The following is a 22,343-nucleotide window of genomic DNA, read 5'->3' on the forward strand; positions in this document are numbered from 1 at the left end:
TCGTACACGCGGGCCTCTTTCGCGGACCCGCCTTTCCATGCCCATCCGACACCTCCTGCGCGCGCTCGCGCCCGTCCTCATGCTCGTCCCGCTGTCCGCCTTCGCCTGCGAAGGCGAACTGCATGTCGAACTCGAGCAGGTGGGCGTCTACGCGCTCGACCATGCCGCGATCGTCGCGACCCAGCCTGGCCTGGCCGACTGCGCCGTGGACGACCTGTGGCTGAGCCAGGCCGGCAAGGAGGTGCCGCTGCACGTCGTCGCGCGCAGCGCGCGCTTCGCCGATGGCGACCGCATCGAGTGGATCGGCGCGCGCCTGCACGGACCCGAGAGCTGGAACGACCCCTACACCGTGAACAATGTCTACGTGCTCGGCGCGAGCGCCGGTGCACACGCGCGCATGCGCGTCGCCGAGGCGGCGGGCGAAGGGCATGCCGCGCTCGAGCGGCAGGTCCACCTCGAGCAGGAAAACCTCATGATCCGGCTCGACCAGAACCAGCAGAAGCCGGGCGAGGAGCCCGACGTCTGGCAATGGGCGAAGCTGACCCACGTCGATCCGCAACCGTTCGAGCTGCGTTTCGACCTCGCCGACCTCGATCCGCACGGCGGCAACGCACGGCTCGCGCTCGCGTTCCGCGGCCTGTCCGAACTGCAGCGCCCGCGCAAGGGCGTGGTCGAAGCGATCGACGACCATGTCGTCGAACTCACGCTCAACGGCGCGCCGCTCGCGGCGCAGGGCTGGAGCGGTCGCGACGAGGTCCGGCGCGAGATCGAGTTGCCCGTCGCGCGGCTGAAGGCGCACGACAACCTGCTCGTCATGCGCGTGCCCAAACGCGCGCTGCCGTGGGCGGCGAAACAGGTCGCCGTCGACGTCGTGATGTTCAACTACCTCGATGCCCGCTATCCGGCCGGTGGCGATATCGACGCGAACGCAGGCCCGCTGTCGGTGCGCGCCGACGCCGCGGCGACGGTGCAGTTGAGCGCGGGCGAGGCGCCGGCACTGTACGGCGAAGACGGCGTGCTGCGCCTGCCGCGCGCGATCGGCGCGCGTCGCCACGCATACGCGCCGGCGGCGAGCGGCGTCGAACTGTTGCCGGCGACCGCGCGCACGCTCGCGAAGCCGGTGTTCCTGCGCGCCGTGCGTGGCGAGGAGTGGCGCGCGCCGGCGCAGGGCTACGACTATCTCATCGTCGCGCACCCGCGCCTGCTCGAGGCGATCGAGCCGCTTGCCGAATTCCACCGCAAGCGCGGGCTGTCAGTCGCCGTGCTCGACATCGACAGCGTGTACGACCAGTACAACCACGGCATCGCCCACCCGCAGGCGATCCGCAACCTCGTCGACGCGGCGTGGCACCGCTGGCCGTCGAAGCCGCGTTTCCTGCTGCTCGTCGGCGATTCGAGTTTCGACATCCGCCACGAGACGTACGACGACCTCGCCTACGCGAAGTGGACCGATCGCGAACTGCTGTTCCCCGGCCACTTCGGCGCGGTGTCCGGCGGCACGTACGCGAACGCGCCGAAGAAGCTCGCCGACCGCAACCTCATCCCGACCTGGCAGTACCCGTCGCCGGAAGGCCAGTCGGCGAGCGACAACTGGTTCGGCGCGGTCGACGGCGACGACTGGCATCCGGTGGTCGCGGTCGGCCGCTTCCCGGTGGTCGAGCCGGAAGAGGTGGCCGCGATCGTCGACAAGACGATCGCCTACATCGCCAAGCCCCAGCTCGGCGCCTGGCGGCGCGACGTGATGTTCATCGCCGACGAGATCGACACGTTCCAGCGCGCGTCGGACGAGATCGCCGGCGCGCTCGGCAAGGAAGGCTTCCTCACCGACAAGGTCTACGCCAAGCCCGACGTCACCGAGAACGCAGTGCACCAGCGCGCGATCCACGACGGCATCGACGCCGGCCGCCTGCTCGTGCACTTCATCGGCCACGGCGGCCGCTACATCTGGCGCACCGGGCCACCGGACCTGCGCAAGAACAACGACCTGTTCACCCTCGACGACGTGTCGAAGCTCGGCAACGGTGCACGCCTGCCGATGGTGCTGTCGATGACCTGCTATTCGGCGCCGTTCGACAACCCCACCGAGGATTCGATCGGCGAGCGCTTCCTGCGCGAGAAGGACAAGGGTGCGATCGCGGTGTTCGCCGCGTCGTGGCGCAATTCACCGTCGCCCGCGTTCAGCAAGGACGTGATCACGCAGCTGCTCGAGCCCGGCGCGACGATCGGCGAAGCGATCGTGCGCGCGAAGAAGAAGTCGCAGGACCGCGTGCTCGTCGAGATGTACAACCTGCTCGGCGACCCCGCGGTCGTGCTCGAGCGGCCGCACGACGACCTCGTCGCCGCATTCGACGACGATCGCTGGAACCCGGGTCTGCTGGTCGATCTCCGGCAGGCCGGGTTCGACGGCGAAGTCGCGGTCGATTGGCTCGGCGCGGACGGCAGCAAGCTTGCGACATCGAGCTACGTCGCGCATACCGAGCGCTTCCGCCTGCCACTGCCGGCCGGCGCCGCGATGAAGGTGATCCAGGCGCGCATCTACGCCGCCTCGCCGACGAGCGGGCGCGACGCGGTCGGCGGCGCCGAACTGGGGCGCACATCGCCGCCCTCGATCGGCGCGCGCTTCGCCGCCGCATGGAAGCACTGGTGGCATCCGTCGAAGCCGTCGCAGCGCCGCGACGACACGATCGCGATCCTCGACTTCGACGGACCCGCGCGCTGACCGCGGCGCGCACGCACGAGCGCCTCAGTCGGACATCATCATCGCCGCGGCATCGTCGCCGGCAGGCTCTTCGCTGCGCGCCGCGTCGAGGCGCGCCTTCAGGGTCGCCGCACCGTCGAAGAACGCCGCCGGTGCGCGTGCGGGTGCGAGCCGCAGCCATGGCGGCGCGAGCCGCTGCAGCACGATCGGCTGGCCCCAGTCCGCGCGACGGTCGGCGATCGTGAGCGCCTGCGTCGCGATCGCGAGCGTCGCGAGCGCGCCGACGACGACCGCCTTGAGGCGCAGCCGCTTGCTCGAGACGACGCGCAGGTGCGCGAAGCAGGTCGCGGCGAGCGCGATCCACGCGCCGGCCCACGCGTACAGCTCGAGCCGCGGCCACGACAGCGCGAACGCGATCAGTTCGCACAGCGGATCGTACAGGCTGTAGGCGAGCACGCCCGCGGCGGCGACGAGCAGGTGCGCGCCGAAGCGCGCGTGGCCGGCGAACAGCCGCGAGACGAGCGCCCACGCGGCCGTCCACAACGCGAGCAGGGTCGCCAGTGCGAGCGCACCGGTGACGTAGCGGATGAACTTCGGTTCGCCGGTTTCGCCACGCCACAATTCGAGCAGCGCGACGAGCACGACGAGCGCGACGAGCACGAGCGCGGCGGGCCATGGCGAACGCCGCTGCAACGGCACTTCCGCCGCGACTTCCTCGTCGCCGCGATGCAGGCGCACGAGGCAATGGCCGACCTGCAGGGTCAGGTGCGGCGCGAGCACGACGCGATCGCGCCGGCCGCGCTCGCCTTCGACGTGCAGGCCGTTGACGCTGCCGAGGTCGTGCGCGGTCCAGCCGCCGCCTTCGTCGCGCTCGAGGCGCAGGTGGTGCGCGGCGACGTGCGGATCGTCGAGCACGATGTCGTTGTCCCACGCGCGGCCGAGCGTGAGCGAATCGGTGATCACGCGCTGGCGCAACGCGTGTTCGCGATGGCGCGGCAGCACCTCGATCCAGGTCACTTCGTCCATGCGACGCCCTCCAGGAAGCGGCGACCGAGCGCGAGCGCGTTGTCGTAGGCGATGCCCTGCACGACCAGGCGCGAGACGAGCGCCTCGTGGTCGCGGTCCTGCGTGACGAGGGTCAGCGCGACGTCGTAGAGGTCGGCGAAGTCGCGATAGGCGCGCGCGCACCAGATCGCGTGCAGCGCCGGCGCGGTCGGCGACGCGGCGACGAAGCGTTCCTCGCATTCGGGCCGCGTCAGCCGCTTGCGCTGCCACGCGCCGGTCGTGCCGGCGGAGCGATAGATCGGCAGCTGCGAGACGAACGTCGCGAACTGGAACGCGTTGAGCTCGCTGCTGCGCACGTAGGCGTGGCTGAACTGCGCGCTGCCGCTCTGGATGTCCTCGGCGACGAACAGCGCGCTCGACGTGCTGCAGGTCGAGCCGTCGATCTGCGCGCGCGGCTTCGGCGTCTTCTCCGCGTTCGTCTGCGCCCAGCAGTTGAACCACGGCGCCTCGCTCTCGGGCGCGAGGTACGGTCCGAACGTGGTCGAGCGCCAGCCCTTGGCGACGAGCGCGCCGTAGAAACCCGCCTGCCACTCGAGCAGCTGGCGGTCGATCTCCTCGCGCACCGCGTCGATGCCGATCGGCGGGCCGCTGCGCGCGTGCTCGACCAGCGCGGCGGCCTTGCGCGCGGGCACGAGGAAGCTCACGAGTTCGCCGTCGAGGCGCTTGGCGACGTTCACGCCGACGACGCGACCCGTCGTGTCGACGGCCGGGCCGCCGCTCATGCCCGGATTGATCGCACCGGTGAAATGCACGCGCTCGTTGTAGCTGCGCTCGACCAGGCCGTTCCAGGTGCCTTCGACGATCGTGAAGCCGAGGTCGAGCGGATTGCCCATCGCGTACGCGCGCTCGCCGCGCGGCAGCTCGCCGTCGACCGCGCGCGGATCGAACGCGAGGTGCGGCAGGTCCTTGCCGTCGACGCGCACGACCGCGAGGTCGTTGGCGATGTCGATCGCGAGCAGCTCGAGAGCGCCCTCGCCACCGTCCGGCCGCTTGAACTCGAGCCGGTAGGTCTTCGGCTCGAGCGCGTACTGCGAGACGACGTGGTAGTTCGTCACCGCCAGGCCGTCGGCGCCGACGAGGAAGCCCGAGCCGATCGACGACTGCCGCCCGGCGGCGGCGACCAGCGTGCGGATCTGCAGCAGGCTCGGCCGCACCTGGGCATAGACGCGTTCGGCGGCGGCCGATACCGGCGCGTCGGCCGGCGTCGCGGCGGCCGCAGCCTGCGTAGGCGGTTGCGGTTGCGGTTGCAGCCGTGGCGCCGGCTCCTGTTGCGCCGACGCGATTCCGATCTGGAACGCGCACAGCAGCGGGACGAGCAGGCGCCGGCGAATGGCACGATCCATCGGCGACTCCAGCAATGATGGTCGCAGCCTATAGCACCTCGCGATAGACCGCGACCGTTTCGTCGACGCAGCGCGACCAGCTGTAGCCGCCCGCGCGCGCGACGCCGGCGTCGACGACGCGTGTGCGCCACGCGTCGTCCTCGAGCACGCGCGCGAGGCCGTCGCGCAGTGCTGCTTCGTCGAGCGGGTCGACGCAGAGCGCGACGTCGCCGTCGTCGCCGCGCACGATCTCCGCCAGCGACGAACCGGCCGAGGTCAGCACGGGCACGCCGCTCGCGAGCGCTTCGAGCACGGGCAGGCCGAAGCCTTCGTACAATGACGGAAACGCGAACGCGTGCGCGGCTGCATACAGCAGCGGCAATTCGGCTTCGTCGACGTAGCCGAGCCGGCGTGCTTCGCCCGCGGCCTCGAGCGACGCCAGCGCGCGCTCGAGGTCCGCATTGAGCCAACCACGCGCGCCGACGACGACGAGCGGGTGACGCCGGCGCAGCGTCGTCGGCAACGCCGCATACGCGCGCGCGAGGCGCGCGAGGTTCTTGCGCGGCTCCTGCGTCGCGACGACCAGCAGGTAGTCGAGTCCGTCGAGGCCGTGGCGCGCGAGCGCGGCCGCGCATTGCACCCGCGCGCGCGGCCGGTAGGCGGCATCGACGCCGAGCGGCACGACGCGCAGCTTCGCGCGCGGAACGCCGAGCTTGGCGACGATCTCGTCGGCGATGAAGCGCGAGTCGGTGAACACCACGGCGGCCTGGTCGAGCGAACGCGGCAGGTGCCGCTCGAGGAAGCGCACGCGCTCGGGCGGATGCGTCTCGGGATGATTGAGCCAGGACAGGTCGTGCACGGTCGTCAGCGACACGCCGTCGAACGGCATCAGCACGTAGTTCGGCGTGTGCAGCAACCAGTCGCGCATGCCGCGCGTGTGCAGGCGGAACAGCGACGAGCGCATGCGCGTGTACAGCTCGAGCGCCGCACCCTTGAACGGCACGTGGCGGCGCACCGCGGCGATCGTGCGGTTCGCGCCGAGCGCGTGCTCGGGATCGTCGACCCACTGGTAGGCCGAGTACAGGCGCAGCGCGTCGACGTCCGCGTGGCGACCGAGCCCGCGCGCGAGCTCGAGCGCGTAGCGGCCTATCCCGGTCAGCGGTGCGGTGATCGCATCGACGTTGAAGATCACCCGCATGCGTTCGCCGCTTTTCGAAGGAAGCGCGAAAGATTGGAACGCGGAGCGCACGGAGGAAGAACTGAAGGAGTGTCTCTCCGTGTGTTCCGTGTTTCAAGCTCTTGATTCATATCGAAGCCACACGCTCGCGGGCGAGATCGGCTTCGACCATGCGGCGCGCGAGGCCGGCAAGGTCGACGCTCGGCGTGAAGCCGAGTTCGCGGCGCGCCTTGGCGGCGTCGCCGACCAGCAATGGCGCGTCGACGGGGCGGAAGAACGCGGCGTCGACGCGCACGCGCACCTGTCCGCTGCCGCGCTCGACGCCGACCTCGTCGAGGCCGTCGCCGGACCAGTCCAGCGCGATGCCTGCGGCGGCGAACGCCGCGCCGGCGAAATCGCGGATGCTCGCGGCCTGGCCGGTCGCGAGCACGAAGTCGGCGCCATCCGCGCGTGCGGCGATCGCGGCCATCGCCGCGACGTAGTCGGGCGCGTAGCCGAAGTCGCGGCGCGCATCGAGGTTGCCGAGCGCGACGTCGCGCTCGCGGCCGAGCGCGATGCGCGCGACCGCGCGACTCAGCTTGCGCGTGACGAATGCCTCGTCGCGCAGCTCCGATTCGTGGTTGAACAGGATCGCGCTCGACGCGCGCAGACCGTAGCTCGCACGCCACGCGCCGACCGCGGCATGCGCGTACAGCTTCGACAACCCGTACGGCGAGCGGGCCGCGAGCGGCGTCGATTCGTCCTGCGGTGCGGCCTGGGGCGCACCGAAGATCTCCGCGCTCGCGGCGAGCACGAAGTGCGCGGCCGGCGCGCGCGTACGCACCGCTTCGAGCAGATGCAGCGTGCTCGTGCCGTTCGCCTCCGCGCTCTCGCGCGGGTCGCGGAACGAATCGGCGACGCGCGACTGCCCCGCGCAATGGAACAGCGCGTCCGGCTGCACGTCGGCGACGAGCCGCGCGCAGGCGTCGCCGTCGCGCGGGTCGAGTGCGACCGCGCGCAAGCGCGCGTCGCCATCGATGCCGAGCTCGCGCAGGCGCCAGCCGCGCGCGTCGCTGCCGGGGCGATGCGTGCCGACGACGTCGACGCCCGCGCCGAGCAGGCGCGCGGCGAGCAGTGCGCCATCCTGGCCGCTGAGGCCGGTGACGAGGGCGCGTCGGATCGGGTTCATCGGGAATCGCTCGGCAGGCGCGCGGGAGGCAGCCATTCTGCCGTGCGCAGCGCCGCCGCGGCACTCTCGCCGAACGGCGCGGCGATGCGCAGCCGCGGAACGCCGAGCAGGCCACAGAGGATCTCGGCGACGGAGTCGCGCGCTTCGGTGACGAGCAGCGCCTCGATCGCGTGCAGCTGCAGCCAGTCCCACAACGCGCGGTACGAGGGCTCCGGGTCGTGCGCGATCCACGCGCTCGCGGCGACCACCTTGCCGGCATGCAGGAGCTCGTTGCGCGCGCGGTTCGCGCGCAGGTTCCATACCTCGGCGTCGCGCCATGCCGGTGCACCCGCGCCGACCCAGAGCAGGCGCCGCAGCGGCGCGGCTTCGGTGCGCGCGTCGGCATGGATGCGCCTGACGCGCCAGTCGAGCACGCGGCGTTCGTACGAGTACAGCGTCCGCGCGACGTCGTCTTCGTAGCGCGGCCAGCGTTCGCGCAGTACCGCCATGCCGGCGCGGCCGAGCGTCGCGCGCCGCTCGTCGCCGAAGCTCGCGCTGCGCGCATGGCGCACGAACACGTTGCCGGCGACCACGTGGCGCAGGCCGCGCTGCGCGGCGCGCTGGCTCCAGTCGTTCTCTTCGCCGTAGCCCTGCGGGAACGCGGCCTCGTCGAGCACGCCGACCGCGTCGAGCACGTCGCGGCGCAGGTACATGCAGAAGCCGTTGCCGGTCGGCAGCTCCGGATAGGCGAGGCCGGCGTCGTGCCATGCCGCGCGCGCCGCGTGTTCGGTCGTCCAGCCGTCGGGCAGCGCGTTGTAGCGTTCGAGTTCGGGCACAGAGAACGCGCCCGCGTTGTCGGACACCGCGGTCGCGCTGGCGACGTCGTCGGCCGCGTACGCGGCGCGGCGCAGGCCGGCGAGCCAGTTGGGGCCGACTTCCGTGTCCGCGTTGAGCAGCACGACGTCGGCGCGGTCGGCCTCGGCGATGCCGCGGTTAGCGGTCGCGGTGAAACCGCGATTGACCTCGTTGCGCAGCACGCGCGCGAAGCCCGCCGCGCGCTCGAGCAGCGGCGCGATCGCCGGATCGCGGCTTGCGTCGTCGATGACGATCACGCGCGTCGCGGCGTCGACGTGCCCGCGCAGCGCCGCGAGGCAGCGTTCGACGAGTGCGGGCGCATCGTGCACCGGCACGACCACGGCGACTTCGCGCGCGGCGACGTCGCGGCCGAACGGCACGAGGCGCGACGCCGCCAGCGGCGCGAGCGGCGAGCGGCGCCATCCGGCGGACACCGCGACGAGGCCGGCCTTGCCGAACTCGAGGCGCAAGGGGCCCGCGGCGAGCGCGGCGCCGTCGCGCCCGGCACGCGGCAGCAGTTCGAGCGTATCCGTGCCGGACGGCGCGAATGCGAACGTGCAGCGCGCGACGCCCTGCGCGTCGGGGACCAGGCTCGTGAAATGGCAGCCGTCGAGTTCGAGCGCGACCTCGACGAGCGCGCCGGGCGTGCACGCGAGGCGCAGCTCGCGACCATCCCAGTGCAGGTCGAGCAGCGGCGCGAGCGGCACCGGTTTCGCGCGTCGCAGCAGGCCGAACATCATGCGCCCTCCGGCATCAGGCGCTCCGCGGCACGACTATGCGTGCCTCGACCGACGCGGCATCGAGGATGCTGCGGTCGGCGATCGCGGCCTGCAGCGCGCGCTGCGCCGCGCTCGGCACGGCGCCCGGCGCGCGCACGCGTTGCGTGTTCGGCTCGATCCAGTCGCGCAGCACGTCGACCGACGGCATCGCGACGCCGGCGATGCCGGCCGCGCGCAGCGCGTCGAACAACCGGCGCGCTTCCACCTCGGGGGCGACGCACAACGCGTCGTAGTCGACGACGATGCGCGGCCAGCCGCGGCTCGATTCGAACGCGTCGCGCGTGTAGCGCTCCCACAACGCGAGGGCCGCGGAAGGTGTGAAACCGTCGCGCGCGGCGAGCGAGTCGGCGACCGCGACGGGATCGCGCACCACGTGCACGAACAGCGGCCGTGTCAGCAACGGCAGCAGCTCGCGCGCGACGAGGCACAGGCGCGGCTCCTTCAACAGCCACGGCCGCTGCGCATCGAACTCCTCGACGAGCGCGCCGACCTCGCGGCGGAATGCGTCGATCGCGGCCGGCGGCGCCGCGTCGGGTGGATCGCGCCAGTCGCCTCCCGCGGCCGCGAGGCGACGCACGCAGGCCATGTGCAGGCGCGCGGATTCGTAGTGTCCTTTCGGGTTGTCCGGTCCCTGCAGCAGGTCGTCCGCGGGACCTGCCGCGACACCCATGCGCGCGAGCAGACCGGCGACGCTCGACGTGCCCGAGCGATGCATGCCGAGCACGACGATCTGCCCGCTCGCCGCGCGCGCGAGGTCGATCGGCCGATGCGGCCGCGGAACCGGAGCGGGTGCGGGCAGGCCCGCGAGTTCGCCGATGCGCGCGGCGAGCCGGTCCGCACTCGCCTCGACGTCGTGCGCACGCGCGAACGCGTCGGCCTCGCGCCGCGCGCGCGCGAGTCGCTCCTCGTGCTGGTCGTGCACGTCGCGCAATGCCGCGACGAACGCATCGTGATCGGGCTCGGCCCACGGCGATCCGCTCGCGGAGTCGGTGACGCGCCCGCTGGCGACCGCGCGACCATGCGTGCGCGCGAGTTGTGCCTGGCTTCCGAAGTCGGCGGCGACGAGCAGCTTGCCGCAGGCGAGCGCTTCCGCCGCGTACGGATCCCAACCGCCACCGCGGCGCACGGATACATAGACGTCGGCGCCCGCAAGCAGTTGCGCGCGCTGGTACCACGGGTGCATCCAGTCGACGATCAGGCGGATGCGCGCGTCGCCGGCGCAAAGCGGCGCGAGTGCGTCGGCGATCGCGAACGCTTCGGCGCCGGGGCGCACGTGGATGAGCAGTGCGACCGCTTCGTCGCGATCGAACGCGGCGCGGAACGCGCGCACGAGACGGTCCGGCGCGTCGCGTCCGTACGCGTCGACGACGGCGAGGAACACCAGCCGTCCGGCCGGGTCGCGCGGCGCAGGCACGCGCGGATGGCAGTAGTCGCGATCGACGCCGGGCGGCAGGATCTCGATCGGCGCGTCGACGCCGGCGGCGCGGAACGCGTCGCGCTGGAACGCGTCGGGCACGAGCAGCAGGTCGAGCGAGCGCGCTGCTGCAGCCCAGCCGTCGGGCACGCGCTCCCATTCGCCGCAGCGCAGGCCGACGCGCACGCGCGCGTACGCCGGTGCGGCGGCGCCGCCGCAGACGACCGCCGCATCGATCGGCGGACGCGCGCGCCGCCGGGCAGCGAGGTCGAGCCTGAAATCGTCGCCGGGAGCGATCTCCGCGGCCGACGTCGGCCGCGTCATGCGCAGGCCGCGCGCGTCGAGGCGCCGCACGAACGCGTGCGCGAGATGGGCATCGGCGTACGGCAGGCGCGCGGCGCCATGCCAGGCGACGTCGCCGCGATACGACGCACGCAGCCGCTCCTGCCAGCGCCCGGCGAACGACGCGCGACTCGCATCCCACAGGCGGCGGCGGAAGCCGCCGTCGTCGCGCGTCGAACCGTGCTGGTGGTGGTGCAGCGTGACCGCGCCGGCGACGATCGTCGCGATGCCCGCGTCGGCGGCGCGCAGGCAGTAATCGGTGTCCTCGAAATAGCTGTGGAAGATCGGGTCGAGCGCGCCGATGCGGTCGAGGCAGTCGCGGCGCAGGTAGGCGAGCGCGAACGCGACGCCCTGCACGCGCCGCGTCCTGTCGAACTGGGCGACGTCGCGCTCGAACGGACCGGTCTCGACCTGATGGCCGCGCAGCTCGTCGGCTTCGATGAAGCCGCCCGCGTGATAGAGGCGTCCCTCCGCTTCGGGGCCGAGCTGGCGGCAGCCGACGACGCCGTACTCCGGCGCCGCATAGGCCGCATCGCGCAGGCGTTCGAGCCAGTCCGCCTGGATGAACACGAGGTCGTTGTTGAGCAGGACGACGTCGTCGTCCGCGCGTGCAGCGGCGATGCCGGCATTCATGCCGCGCACGAAACCGAGGTTGTCCGGCAGCGTGACGATGCGCACGCGCCCCGCATAGGCGGCGAGCGCGGCGGGCGTCTCGTCGCTGCTGCCGTTGTCGACGACGATGACTTCGGCTGCATGCGGCGCGGTCGCGAGCAGCGAGTCGAGGCAGCGGCGCGTGGTCGTCCACTGGTTCCAGGCGAGCACGATCAGGGCCGCGCCGCGCACGTCAACGCTCCGCCACGTCCGCCCAGATCATGCCGAGCGCGTTGTCGATGTCGTCGAGCGCGTACGCGCCAGGACCGAGCCGGGCGAGCGCAGCAGCGGCTTGCATCGCGGCCGGCGCGTCACGCAGGCGCTCGATCTCGAGCTGCAACCGCTCGCGGTCGAACGGCTGCCCTGCTTGCGCCGCGCGCCGCGCGAACAGGACCAACAGCGCGTGCGGCTCGAGGCCAAGGCGGGCGGCGAGTGCCTCGAGGCGCGCCGCCTCGGGCGCCGCGGCATTCACGCCGCCTCCGGCGGATGGTGCAGGTCGCGATGATAGGCCTCGAACACTTCGTCGCGCGGCCCCTCGAGCACGCTGCGCCCGTGTTCGATCCACAGCACGCGATCGCAGCGATCGGCGATCTGCTTCTCGTCGTGGCTGACCAGCACGACGGTGTGGCCTTCGCCCATGCGCGCGCGCAGCGCGGCGCCGGACTTCTCCTGGAACTCGGCGTCGCCGACCGACAGCACCTCGTCGATGAGCAGCACGTCGGGCTCCACCTGGATCGCGACCGAGAACGCGAGGCGCAGGTTCATGCCGGCGGAATAGGTCGCGATCGGCTGCTCGAAGAAGTCGCCGAGTTCGGAGAAATCGCGGATCGCCGGCAGCCGCGAGACGATGTCGCGCCGGCGCAGGCCGAGCAGCAGACCCGACAGGATCGCATTGTCGCGGCCGGACAGGTGCGGTACGAAACCGAGTGCGAGCGACATGAGCTGGCACGATACACCGCCGCGCCGGATCGCGCCGCGATCGGGCACGAGGATGCCCGCGAGCACGCGCAACAGCGTGCTCTTGCCGGCACCGTTGCGGCCGATCACGCCGAGGCGTTCGCCACGACGCAACCGCAAGCTGACGTCTTCGAGTGCCCAGTAGCGCGATCCGCCGATGCTGCGTTGCGAACTGAAGGCGACGCCGACGCGGTCGAGTTCGATCACGACGTCGTTCACGCGGGCCTCGCGCATGCGGGGGCATTCTTCGGCATCGTCAACTCGCGAGCTTCGGGAAACGCGGCGCGAGGCGCTGCACGAACAGCAAGCCGACCACGCACAGCACGACGGAAATGAGCGCGACCTTCGACAGGCCGGTCCAGTTCGGCAGCTGCCCGTGCAGCAGGATGCCGCGCGCGTCGTCCATGACCACCGCGACCGGATTGAGCGCCATGACCCAGCGCAGGTGCTCGGGCACCTTGTCGAGCGGGAAGATCACGCCGGACAGGAACATCACGACCATGAGCACCTGCTCGATCACGAAACGCAGGTCGGGGACGAGCGGGACCAGCGCCGAGATCACGAAACCGGCGCCGGCGGCGGCGAGGAAGATCGCGGCGAACACGATCGGCAATGCCCAGTACGCCGCGTTCGGCGGATAGCCGAGCGCCCACAGGATCGCCACCAGCAACACGAAGATGCAGGCGAACTTGACCGTGTCCGAGAGCATCGCGATGAGCGGGAACACGAGTGGCGGCAGTCGCACCTGGCGCACCATCGGCAGGCTGCCCCAGATCGCGTAGCCGCCGTGCGTGATGCACGACTTCATCCACTGCCACAGCGTCATGCCGATGAGCAGGAACGGCACGTAGTCGGGGCCGCCGGTCTTGAGGATCACGTCGAACACGAGCCAGAACGCGCCCATCATCATCGCCGGCTCGAGCACCCACCAGATCAAGCCGAGGTAGCTGCGCGCGGCTTCGGCGCGCAACTCGGCATAGGTGCTGAACAGGACGAGTTCGACGAGGTGGAGACGCATCGGAGGCACGGGCAGGGGGCGGGCGCGAGGATACCGGATTCGCCGCGGCTCAGCCCGCGCAGAGGCGATCGAGCGCGGGTCCGGCGAACGCGAGGAACAGCAGCAGCGCGGCAAGCGCGCCACCGACGGCGAGGCGCACGGGCGTCATCGCGATCGCGTCGTCGACGCGACGGCGGTGCAGCGCGGCGAGGAAGCTGCCGGCGAAACCGCACAGGAAGGGCAGCAACGGCAGCAGGAAACGCGCCTTCACGTGGATCAGCGCGAACAGCGCGAGCTGGTAGCCCGCGAACAGCGCGAGCACGAGCAGGAGGCGATCCGGCCGGCGCCGCCAGGCGGCAATGCCGAACGCGGCCGCGACGAGGATCAGGGCATGGAACGCGTCATTGCCCCGGCGCAGCGCGCTCGCGAGCGCCGGCGACGTCGCGTACGCCGACAGATGGCCCGCGCACGCGGGACCGGGCAGCTGCGACACGAGCGGCGTCTTCGCGCTGAACAAGCGGAAGTACTGCCGGCCGAACTGCGCGGCCGCGACGTCGACGACGCCACGCTCGGCGACGAGCGCGCGCACCTTGTCGAGGTAGATCGCGTTGCGCGCCTGCGGCGTGTCCGCACTGGCGAGGAACTCCGGCAGCGTGCGGCCGCCCATGTCCGCGACGTAGTCGCTGCGCCAGCGGTCGCCGAGGCCGACCCACAGGTTGTAGATCGAACTGTCGGCGATCATCGGCTTGCCGTACTCGCGCCAGCCGTGCAGCAGCGCGGGCGCGGTGACCAGGCCGATGCCGAGCGTGAACGTCGCGACGAGGCGCACGCCCGCGAGCGGCCGCGCGCGCGGCACGAGCAGCACCGCGAGCACCGGCCAGAACAGCGACAGCAGGCTCTTGGCGAGCAGCGCGAGGCCGATGCACAGGCCGGCCGCGAACGCGCGCGCGCGCAGCAGCAGGGCGAGTGCAGCGAGCAGCAGGAACAGGTGCGGCACCTCCGGCCACAACCAGTGCGCGTACGCGGCGATGCCCGGATCGAGCAGGAACAGTGCGGCGGCGGTGTTCGCCGCGGCGACGCTGGCGCCGAAGCGGCGCCAGATGTCGCGCAGCAGCGCGCCGCAGGCGACGAACAACAGCGTCTGCGCAACCTGCGCGACGAGCACGTGCGCGCCGAACAGCGCGTACAGCGCGGCGAGCAGCAGCGGCTGCAGCGGCGGCCAGATCGTGCTGGGCATCCACGCGCCGCCGCCGAGGATCGACAGCGCGGTCTGCTGGTAGGTCAGCTCGTCGCCGATCAGCGCCTTCGCGCCGTGGCCGTAGTAGGCGTACCAGAGCAGCCCTTGCGACAGCGCGAACGCGGCGATGAATAGCGCGGCAAGCGCGCGGCGACGCCGCGCGATCGCCGCGTCGGCCTTCATCGCGGCGCGTGCCGGCGCGGCATCAACCGTTCTTCGCCGGTTCCGGCGTCGCCGCGGCCGCCGCGCGTGCGCGCACTTTCGGCGGCGCACGGAAGGTCGGCGTGAACTTCTCGTGCGAACCGGTCGTCGTGATGCCTTCGACGTAGTACCAGTATTCCTTGCACGGATCGATCGTGTCGTCGCGGTACTCGTACTTGTGCGTTTCGTCCGAGGTACCCGCGCCGAGGATCGGTTCCTTGGTCAGCTTGGTGAATTCGCCCTTCTCGCTGTCGCCGCGGAACACGTCGAAGCCGAAGTTGTTCTGCTCGCTCGCGGTGGTCCAGCGCGCCGTGTTGGCGATGCGTTGCTCGGGCGGCAGTTTCGACTGGTCGCCGCAGTCGCCCTCGGGGATTTCCTTCGCCGGTGCCGCAGCGGGCGCAGCCGCCGTCGGTTCGGCTGGTTTCGGCGCGGCGGCGGGCGCCGCGGGGGCAGCCGACGGTGCGGCGGGCTGCGGGGACGGGCTGCAGGCGCACAACGCGGCGGCGAGGACGGTGAGGGCGAGCGGACGCATGCGGAACTCCCTGGATTCGTGGCTGGACAACGGCCGGCGCCGGCAACGATAGTCGGCGGATGCGTCCACTGGCAACCGCACCGTATCGACGCCCACTCCGCACGCTGGTCGGCGCCAGCGCGCTCGCGCTCGCGTTCGCTGCGTTTCCGGCGCGCGCGTTCGACTGGCAGATCGATGTGACGCCCGCGGGCGAGCTGTTCCCGGCGCTGCAGCTGTCGCAGTCGCCGCGCCCGCGCGCGGGCGGTTTCGGCGACGGCGACGGCCTGGTCAGCGTGAGCGTGCGTGGCGACGACCTGCCGCGCCACCTGCGCCTGCGCATCGACACGCCCGGCCTGCGCCGGCCGGCCGTGCTCGAGGCCGACGTCGAGGCGGGAACGCACCGCGTCGACCTGCACCCGCGGCTCGAATGGGACACGACCTGGCTGCGCGCCCTCGACGGCACGCGCGAGCAGGCGCTGCGCCTGGGCCTCGAGGCCGACGGCGTCACCCGCACGCACCGCGTCGACGTGCGCGTGCACGCGCTCGACGACGCGCCGTACTACGTGCGCGAAGGCCGCGATCGCGTCGATCTCGGCTGGGCGTTCGCCGGTTACGTCGACCCGCACGATGCGGTCGTCGACGAGATCCTCGCCGACGCGCGTGCGTCCGACGCGGGCTTCGACCGCGGCAGCGACCTGCATCGCGTCGGCGCGGTCTGGGCCGCACTGGAGCGGCGCGGCCTGCGTTACGACGCGGGCGATCCCGCGCTGAGTCGCGGGCCGGTCGTCTGGAGCCAGCGCGTGCGGCTGCCCGCGGCCGTGTGGCGCGACCGCCGCGCGAACTGCATCGACAGCAGCGTACTCATCGCGGCGGTGCTCGAACGGCTCGGCATGCGTGCGCTCATCGTGCTGGTGCCGGGCCATGCGTTCGTCGGCTATCGCGACGGCGAGCGCGCCGAGTATTTCGAGACGACCCTGCTCGGCGCCGCCGGGGGCCGCGCCGACAGCGCGGCCGCGAACCATTTCGCCGCCGCGCGCGCCGCCGGGCACGCACGCTGGCGGCGCGTCGCGGCACGCCTCGACGGCCGCCACGGGCCGGACTATGCGCTCATCGACATCGGCACCGCGCGCGCGTATGGCATCATTCCGCTCGGCGCCGGGGAGCGCGCCAGCCGACATCCATCCGAGGCCCCACCGGCACCCGCCGGATCCTCCCGACAGCGCGGGTTGCCGTGAATTCCGATCGCAACGACGAACAGCTCGAGCAGGTCCGGGGCGAGATCCGCGCCGCTGCGGCGACCCTGCGCGATCGTCCACGGCTCGCGCCGTCGGCACCCGCGCCGGCTGCGGGCGCCGACGGCATCGAAGCGGCGCGCCGCAGCTACCGCATCGCCGAACTCACCGATCCGCCGTATCACGCGTTCGTCGAACACGCGTTCCGCGCCCTGCTCAAGCGCGCGCCGACGCCCGTCGAAGCCTCCGCACAGCTGGATCTGCTCGGACGTGGAGCGAGCAAGACCGAAGTGCTCGGCAACCTGCGCTGGTCGGCCGAAGGCCGCCGCGTCGGCGTCGGCGTCGCCGGCCTGCTGCCGCGCTACCTGCTCGCCAAGCTCGGCCGCGTGCCGCTGCTCGGCTACCTCGTCGAAGGGGCCGTCGCCTTCGCCGCGCTGCCGCTGCTCGCGCGCCAGCTGCGTGCGGCCGATGCGGCGATATCCGCCGGCGACAGCGCGCTTGGCGCCGGGCAAAAGGCGCTTGCCGCGCGCGCCGACGTGCTGAACCAGCGCATCGACGACCTGCGTGGCCTCGCGCACGAACTCGGCCTCGCGCGCGACGAACTGATCCGCACCCTCAACATGATCGACGAGGGCTTGCGCGCACGCGCGTCCGCGACCGAAGTCGCGCTCGACGACCTCGCCCGGCGCCAGCACGACCTCGAAGGCGTGCGCCGCGACGAACTCGAGTTCGTGCGCCGGCGCGTGTACGTGATGGATCGCTGGTTCGAGGCGCTGCGAGGCGCGCTGGACGAAGTGGAGTTGGCGGCCGGGCGCCGCGACGCGCGCGTGCGCGAGTTCGAGGCACGCACGCGCGACGCGATCACTGCCGCCGACGGCGGAGCGAGCGCGGCGCGTCTCGATCGCTGGCTCGACGCGCTCCAGCCCGCGTGCGCCGCAGGCGCGCGCGTGGTCACGATCGGCGACGACGACTGGAACGAACGGCTCGCCGCGCGCGGCGCGATCGCGACTTCGTTCGCGGGTACGCGTGCCGGCGATGGCCCCGGGCTGCGCGACGCGCTCGCGCACGTCGAGGACAGCTGCCTCGGCGCGCTGGTCGCACCCGCGTTTCCCGCGCTGCTGCGCGCGATTCCCGCCGACGAGTTCGTCGATGCGGCGACGCGCGTGCTGCAACCGGGTGGACTGCTGCTGCTCGGCTTCGCCCACGAACCCGTGCTCGCCGCCGCGCTCGCCGGCGACATCGTGCCTGCGGTGCAACCGGGCGTGCTCGCGACGACGCTCTCCGTGGCCGGGTATTCGACCCGCCGCATCGACGCCGCCGACGGCACGCCGGCCCTGCTCGCGTGGAGGGAGTCGCACTGAATGGACGCACTCGCTTCCCTCGCCGAGGCATCCGGCCGGCTGCGCACACAGGCAGCGGACGACGCGTTGCTGCGCCGCTGGCAGACCCGTGCGACCGTGTGGGCGGCCAGCTGCGACGCTGCCGGCTCGCCGGTCCTGCTCGACGCGTTCCATGCCTGTCTTTCCCATTGCGATGCCGCCGCACGCCTGCTCGTCCTCGACCCCGGCGCCGAAGCGGCGGTAGCCGCCGCCTCGAGCCGCGGCATCGACGCGCACGTCGAGTGCGTGGGCGACGCCGCCGACGCTCGCAAGGCGGCGCTGCTCGCCGCGGACGCGCTCGTCGTCTGCGGCGGCGGCGCCGCGTTCGTGCTCGACGCCCTCGCCGTCGGCACGCCGGTCACCGGCGTCGAATGCGCCGCCACCATGGACGCCGCCGGCGACGCGGCGCTGCTGTGGCGCGCGGGCGACCCCGCCGCCGAGCTGATCGCGGCGACCGTGGAGCGCTTGCGCGCGGACGCGCCGCTGCGCGCACGGCTGCGCGCGCGCGGCCACGCACGCATATCCCGCATCGCTGCGCCATCGGAGTCGCCCGCATGACGCGCATCGCGATCGTCGTGCAGCGGTGCGACGAATCGGTGGTCGGTGGTTCCGAAGCCCTCGCCTGGCAGTACGCACGCCTGCTTTCGGATCGCTTCGACGTCGAGGTGCTGAGTTCGACCGCGATCGACTACGTGAGCTGGCGCGACGAGCTGCCTTCGGGCGTGCGCCTGCGCGACGGCATTCCCGTGCGCCGTTTCCCCACGCTGTTCGAACGCGGCCCTTACTGGTACGGCCTGCACCAGCGCATGATGCTCGAGGTGCAACCGTTCGCAGCGCCGCGCGACGGCGCGCCCCTCGCATGGCGCGAGGCGCTGCAGGACGAGTACGTGCGGTTCCAGGGGCCGTGCTGTCCCGGCCTCGACGACTGGCTGCGCGACCACCACCCCGATTACGCCGCCGTGCTGTTCTGCACCTATCTCTATCCGACCACCTACTTCGGCATCGCCGAAGTGCCTGCGCACAAGACGCTGTTCGTGCCGACGCTGCACGACGAGCCGACCGCCTACCTGCCCGCATTCGCGCAACGCTACGCCGCGCACCGCAACCGCATCTGGCTCACCGCCGCCGAGCAGCGCACGGCGGCACGCATCTGGGGCTATGACGAGGGCGACGTGATCGGCATGGCCGTCGAACACAGCGAATCGGCGATGCCGGAGTCGCGTGCGCGGCCGTACCTCCTGTACTGCGGCCGCATCGAGGCCGGCAAGGGTTGCGACGAACTCGTGCGCGCGATGGAGCGCGTCGCCGATCGCGGCCTCACCCTCGTGCTGACCGGCGTGGACAACATGGGCCTGCCGCGCCAGCCGTGGATCGAGTACCTCGGCTTCGTCGACGAGCGGCGCAAGTTCGAACTCATGGCCGGTGCCACCGCGTTCGTGCTGCCCTCGCAGTACGAGAGCTTCAGCATCGTCACGCTGGAGGCGATGGCGCAGCGCGTACCCGTACTCGTCAACGGCCGTTGCGACGTCATGCGCGAGCACATCGAGCGTTCCGGCGCGGGATTCCACTACGACGGCCTCGACGACATGGTCGCGAAGATCGGCCGGATCGCCACGCTGGATTCAGGCGAGCGCGCCCGCATCGGCGCCGCGGGCCGCGAGTATGTGCTGGCGAACTACCGCGAGGAGCGCGTGCGAGCGCGCCTGGTCGAGCAGGTCGAACGCGTCATCGGCGCAGCTGCAGGCTGAAATCATGGCGCATATCTACATCGACCTGACCACGAGCATCCGCTGGCGCCGTCCGCCGGTCGGCATCGTGCGCGTCGAGCGCGAATTCGCCCTGCACTGCCTCCGGCACGAGCCGGGAACGGTGTTCTGCGAGATCGATGCGGCGGGCGAGTATCGCGCGATCGAACCGGCCCAGGCATCCCTGATCCTCGACGACGCCTGGTGCCGAGCCGAGCCGGTCGCGGCGATCGGCGCGCACGTCGCCGCCGCGACTTTGGCGCCCGTGCGCGGGCGCGTACAGCGCCTGTTCGACTGGCTCGCCGCGCGCGGGCCGAAGCTCGTGCCGACCGCGGCGTACCCGCTGTTGCGCGATCTCGGCCGCGTACTCGTCGACCACCACGCGGCGTTCGTGCGCCATCGCGCCGCGAGGAAGGCCTTGCGCGAGGCAGCGGCGCCCGCCACGACCTCGGTGCCGCAAGCCGTCGCGCCGCGCATCGAGCCGACGCCGCAGGACCTGTTCTTCTCGATCGGCCTGCAGTGGCACCACGGCGCGATCCACGCCTGGCGCCTCAAGCAACGCACCGGCATGCGCGTGATCGAAGCGTGCTACGACACGATCCCGATCGACTATCCCGAATACGCCGGCAGCGCGAAGCAGCCGTTTTCCGAGCATTTCACCACGATCGCGCACACTGCCGACGTCGTCTTCGCGATCTCCGACACGTCCAACGCCGATCTCGCCGCGTTCTACCGCCGTGTCGGCCTGTTCGAGGTGCCGCCGATCCGCACCGTGCACCTCGCCACGCCGGAAGTGCATCGCGACGCCGACGTCGACGCGCTCGCCGAGGACGAGCGGGCGGCGCTGGACGCGCTCGCCGCGCGCGACTACGTGCTCTACGTGAGCACGTTCGAGACGCGCAAGAACCATCGCGTGCTGTTGCAGGTGTGGAAGGAGCTGTACCGCCGCCGCGGCGAGGCCTGCCCGACGCTCGTCGTCGTCGGCATGTTCGGCTGGGGCGTCAACGACCTGTGGGCCGAGATGCAGGCGAGCGAGGTGTGGGAAGCCGGACGCATCGTCCTGCTACACCACGTCTCCGACGCGCTGCTCGCGCACCTGTACCGCGGCTGCGCATTCACCGTGTTCCCGTCGATCTACGAGGGCTGGGGACTGGCCGCGACCGAGAGCCTCGCCTACGGCAAGCTCGCGATCGTGTCCGATGCGCCGGCGTTGCGCGAGGCGACGCAGGGCCTGTGTCCGACGATCCATCCCTTCGATTTCCCGCGCTGGCACGAGGCGATCGCGCATTATCTCGACGATGCGGGCGCGCGCGCCGAGGCCGAAGCGCGCATCCGCGCGACGTACGTGCCGCGCCACTGGAGCGACTTCGCGGTCGACCTGCTCGCCGCGGCGAGGACGCGGCCATGAAGCGCATCGTCCAGCTCACGACCTATCCGCTGAAGTCGCCCCGCCACGGTGGCCAACTGCGCTGCGCGGCGATCCGCGCCTGCTATCGCGAACTCGGCTTCGAGGTCGCGACGATCGCCGCGATCCACGGTACCGACTACCGCCCGTCCGACCTCGAGGGCGACGACCTCGTCCTGCCGGCGGACCACGCCGCGTTCGACCCGCGCCTCGCGCGCTTCATCGACCTGCAGAGCGGCGAGCTGATCGCCGCCGACGACGGTGCGACCTGGCGCGCGTTCGCGCGCACGCTCGACCGGCTCGCCCCGGACGTGATCGCGCTCGAACAACCGTGGCTGTACCCCGCCGCGCGCCGCTGGATCGACGCGCGCATCGCTTCGGGTGCCGCGGTGCCGCGCCTCGTCTATTCTTCGCAGAACGTCGAGGGAAAGCTCAAGCGCGACGAGCGTCCCGAAGGCGCGCGCGACGCGCTGCAGGACGACGCGGTCGCGCGCGTGGAACGACTCGAACGCGAAGCGGTGTGCCACGCCGACCTCGTCGTCGCGTGCACCGACGAGGAGCTGGCGGAGCTGCGCGCGATGGACGACGCGCCGCAGTCGCGCGCGTGGATCGTCGCGCACAATGCGATCGCGCCGTTCGAGGCGGATCCGCAGCGCGTCGCCGACGTTCGTCGCCGCCTCGGACTCGACCGCTACGCGTTGTTCGTCGGCAGTGCGCACCCGCCGAACGCCGACGGTTTCTGGCGCATGCTCGCGCCCTCGCTGGCGTTCCTGCGGCCGGACGAACGCATCGTCGTCGTCGGTGGCGTCGTCAACTACCTGCGCCAGCACCGCGTCTATCGCGCGTGGCCCGCGATCGACGAACCGCGCCTCGTCACGCCGGGCGAGCTCGATCGCGACGATCTCGTCGCGCTGCTCGGCGGCGCACACGTGGTACTGCTGCCGATCACCACCGGCGGCGGTTCCAATCTGAAGACCGCCGAAGCGATCTACAGCGGTCGGCCCGTGCTGGCGACGCCGCACGCGCTGCGCGGCTATGGCGACGCCGCACATTGGCCGACGGTGACGGTCGCGGCGAGCACCGATGTGTACCGGCGATCGCTGCGCGCGATGCTCGATCGCGATACGCCGCCGCTCCCGGCGGACTACGCATCGATCCGCGAGGAAGTCACCTGGCAGCGCAGCCTGGCACCGCTCGCACACGCGGTTAGCGCGCTCGCGCCGTAGCCG

17 protein-coding genes and 1 pseudogene are annotated in these 22,343 nt (G+C 72.0%); 7 read left to right on the forward strand and 11 right to left on the reverse strand.

All coding sequences use genetic code 11. The annotated features are described in order from the left end of the window. Nucleotides 1-37 precede the first annotated feature (37 nt). Nucleotides 38-2,719, forward strand: coding sequence for a C25 family cysteine peptidase (locus FHW12_RS07190; RefSeq protein WP_182530331.1), 2,682 nt, complete (start codon nt 38-40; stop codon nt 2,717-2,719). 24 nt (nt 2,720-2,743) lie between these two features. On the opposite strand, the gene FHW12_RS07195 is transcribed toward FHW12_RS07190, so the two are convergent. The 11 genes and pseudogenes from FHW12_RS07195 to FHW12_RS07245 all read right to left on the reverse strand — a co-directional run bounded on the left by FHW12_RS07195 (nt 2,744) and on the right by FHW12_RS07245 (nt 15,374). Next, complete coding sequence (locus tag FHW12_RS07195) at nt 2,744-3,724, reverse strand: FHA domain-containing protein (protein ID WP_182530332.1); 981 nt, start codon at nt 3,722-3,724, stop codon at nt 2,744-2,746. Next, a complete protein-coding gene (locus tag FHW12_RS07200; RefSeq protein WP_182530333.1) occupies nt 3,712-5,106 on the reverse strand; it encodes a S1C family serine protease in 1,395 nt (464 codons plus the stop codon). Before FHW12_RS07200 ends, FHW12_RS07195 begins: the two co-directional genes overlap by 13 nt. 28 nt (nt 5,107-5,134) lie before the next feature. Continuing rightward, the gene (locus tag FHW12_RS07205) at nt 5,135-6,283 is read right to left on the reverse strand and encodes a glycosyltransferase family 4 protein (RefSeq protein ID WP_182530334.1); all 1,149 of its coding nucleotides are present in this window, start codon (nt 6,281-6,283) and stop codon (nt 5,135-5,137) included. A gap of 106 nt (nt 6,284-6,389) precedes the next feature. After that, the gene (locus FHW12_RS07210) at nt 6,390-7,430 is read right to left on the reverse strand and encodes a GDP-mannose 4,6-dehydratase (RefSeq protein ID WP_182530335.1); all 1,041 of its coding nucleotides are present in this window, start codon (nt 7,428-7,430) and stop codon (nt 6,390-6,392) included. Further along, nucleotides 7,427-9,004 carry a glycosyltransferase family 2 protein gene (locus FHW12_RS07215; protein WP_182530336.1) on the reverse strand — a complete coding sequence of 526 codons (1,578 nt, stop codon included), beginning with the start codon at nt 9,002-9,004 and terminating at the stop codon, nt 7,427-7,429. Before FHW12_RS07215 ends, FHW12_RS07210 begins: the two co-directional genes overlap by 4 nt. Nucleotides 9,005-9,017: 13 nt before the next feature. Next, nucleotides 9,018-11,642: a glycosyltransferase gene (locus FHW12_RS07220; protein WP_182530337.1), complete on the reverse strand. Its 2,625-nt coding sequence runs from the start codon at nt 11,640-11,642 to the stop codon at nt 9,018-9,020. Between the two features lies 1 nt (nt 11,643). Further along, on the reverse strand, nt 11,644-11,922 hold the full coding sequence (locus tag FHW12_RS07225; RefSeq protein WP_182530338.1) for a hypothetical protein: 279 nt from the start codon (nt 11,920-11,922) through the stop codon (nt 11,644-11,646). Further along, nucleotides 11,919-12,530: pseudogene (locus tag FHW12_RS07230) on the reverse strand (ABC transporter ATP-binding protein); the annotation flags it as partial. The gene FHW12_RS07225 and the pseudogene FHW12_RS07230, both read right to left, overlap by 4 nt. A 133-nt stretch (nt 12,531-12,663) precedes the next feature. Further along, nucleotides 12,664-13,425 (reverse strand): ABC transporter permease, encoded by a 762-nt coding sequence (locus FHW12_RS07235; RefSeq protein WP_182530340.1) that lies wholly within the window; start codon nt 13,423-13,425, stop codon nt 12,664-12,666. Nucleotides 13,426-13,474: 49 nt separating this feature from the next. Then, the gene (locus FHW12_RS07240; protein ID WP_182530341.1) at nt 13,475-14,824 is read right to left on the reverse strand and encodes a hypothetical protein; all 1,350 of its coding nucleotides are present in this window, start codon (nt 14,822-14,824) and stop codon (nt 13,475-13,477) included. A 22-nt stretch (nt 14,825-14,846) separates the two neighbouring features. Continuing rightward, entirely contained in the window at nt 14,847-15,374 is a 528-nt protein-coding gene (locus FHW12_RS07245) for a hypothetical protein (RefSeq protein ID WP_182530342.1), read from the reverse strand. A gap of 59 nt (nt 15,375-15,433) precedes the next feature. Here FHW12_RS07245 and FHW12_RS07250 point away from each other — a divergent pair, with 59 nt between their 5' ends. The 6 genes from FHW12_RS07250 to FHW12_RS07275 are packed head-to-tail and all read left to right on the forward strand — an operon-like array spanning nt 15,434 to nt 22,340. Next, entirely contained in the window at nt 15,434-16,588 is a 1,155-nt protein-coding gene (locus FHW12_RS07250; RefSeq protein WP_182530343.1) for a hypothetical protein, read from the forward strand. Beyond that, the gene (locus FHW12_RS07255) at nt 16,585-17,946 is read left to right on the forward strand and encodes a hypothetical protein (protein ID WP_182530344.1); all 1,362 of its coding nucleotides are present in this window, start codon (nt 16,585-16,587) and stop codon (nt 17,944-17,946) included. The genes FHW12_RS07250 and FHW12_RS07255 overlap by 4 nt, the downstream gene beginning before the upstream one ends. Further along, nucleotides 17,947-18,522 (forward strand): hypothetical protein, encoded by a 576-nt coding sequence (locus FHW12_RS07260; protein ID WP_182530345.1) that lies wholly within the window; start codon nt 17,947-17,949, stop codon nt 18,520-18,522. Continuing rightward, complete coding sequence (locus FHW12_RS07265; protein WP_182530346.1) at nt 18,519-19,712, forward strand: glycosyltransferase family 4 protein; 1,194 nt, start codon at nt 18,519-18,521, stop codon at nt 19,710-19,712. Before FHW12_RS07260 ends, FHW12_RS07265 begins: the two co-directional genes overlap by 4 nt. Nucleotides 19,713-19,716: 4 nt before the next feature. Then, nucleotides 19,717-21,117, forward strand: coding sequence for a glycosyltransferase (locus FHW12_RS07270; protein WP_182530347.1), 1,401 nt, complete (start codon nt 19,717-19,719; stop codon nt 21,115-21,117). Next, nucleotides 21,114-22,340, forward strand: coding sequence for a glycosyltransferase (locus tag FHW12_RS07275; protein WP_182530348.1), 1,227 nt, complete (start codon nt 21,114-21,116; stop codon nt 22,338-22,340). Before FHW12_RS07270 ends, FHW12_RS07275 begins: the two co-directional genes overlap by 4 nt. Nucleotides 22,341-22,343 lie beyond the last annotated feature (3 nt).

Source organism: Dokdonella fugitiva, assembly GCF_014138265.1.
GTDB classification, from domain to species: Bacteria; Pseudomonadota; Gammaproteobacteria; order Xanthomonadales; family Rhodanobacteraceae; genus Dokdonella_A; species Dokdonella_A fugitiva_A.

What these genes read in the sequence shown, in the direction of transcription:
- FHW12_RS07215 (WP_182530336.1), bottom strand. Translation starts at nt 9,004, where the DNA reads ATGATGTTCGGCCTGCTGCGACGCGCGAAACCGGTGCCGCTCGCGCCG.
- FHW12_RS07250 (WP_182530343.1), top strand. Translation starts at nt 15,434, where the DNA reads ATGCGTCCACTGGCAACCGCACCGTATCGACGCCCACTCCGCACGCTG.
- FHW12_RS07205 (WP_182530334.1), bottom strand. Translation starts at nt 6,283, where the DNA reads ATGCGGGTGATCTTCAACGTCGATGCGATCACCGCACCGCTGACCGGG.
- FHW12_RS07200 (WP_182530333.1), bottom strand. Translation starts at nt 5,106, where the DNA reads ATGGATCGTGCCATTCGCCGGCGCCTGCTCGTCCCGCTGCTGTGCGCG.
- FHW12_RS07275 (WP_182530348.1), top strand. Translation starts at nt 21,114, where the DNA reads ATGAAGCGCATCGTCCAGCTCACGACCTATCCGCTGAAGTCGCCCCGC.
- FHW12_RS07260 (WP_182530345.1), top strand. Translation starts at nt 17,947, where the DNA reads ATGGACGCACTCGCTTCCCTCGCCGAGGCATCCGGCCGGCTGCGCACA.
- FHW12_RS07190 (WP_182530331.1), top strand. Translation starts at nt 38, where the DNA reads ATGCCCATCCGACACCTCCTGCGCGCGCTCGCGCCCGTCCTCATGCTC.
- FHW12_RS07245 (WP_182530342.1), bottom strand. Translation starts at nt 15,374, where the DNA reads ATGCGTCCGCTCGCCCTCACCGTCCTCGCCGCCGCGTTGTGCGCCTGC.
- FHW12_RS07235 (WP_182530340.1), bottom strand. Translation starts at nt 13,425, where the DNA reads ATGCGTCTCCACCTCGTCGAACTCGTCCTGTTCAGCACCTATGCCGAG.
- FHW12_RS07195 (WP_182530332.1), bottom strand. Translation starts at nt 3,724, where the DNA reads ATGGACGAAGTGACCTGGATCGAGGTGCTGCCGCGCCATCGCGAACAC.
- FHW12_RS07210 (WP_182530335.1), bottom strand. Translation starts at nt 7,430, where the DNA reads ATGAACCCGATCCGACGCGCCCTCGTCACCGGCCTCAGCGGCCAGGAT.
- FHW12_RS07270 (WP_182530347.1), top strand. Translation starts at nt 19,717, where the DNA reads ATGGCGCATATCTACATCGACCTGACCACGAGCATCCGCTGGCGCCGT.
- FHW12_RS07265 (WP_182530346.1), top strand. Translation starts at nt 18,519, where the DNA reads ATGACGCGCATCGCGATCGTCGTGCAGCGGTGCGACGAATCGGTGGTC.
- FHW12_RS07240 (WP_182530341.1), bottom strand. Translation starts at nt 14,824, where the DNA reads ATGAAGGCCGACGCGGCGATCGCGCGGCGTCGCCGCGCGCTTGCCGCG.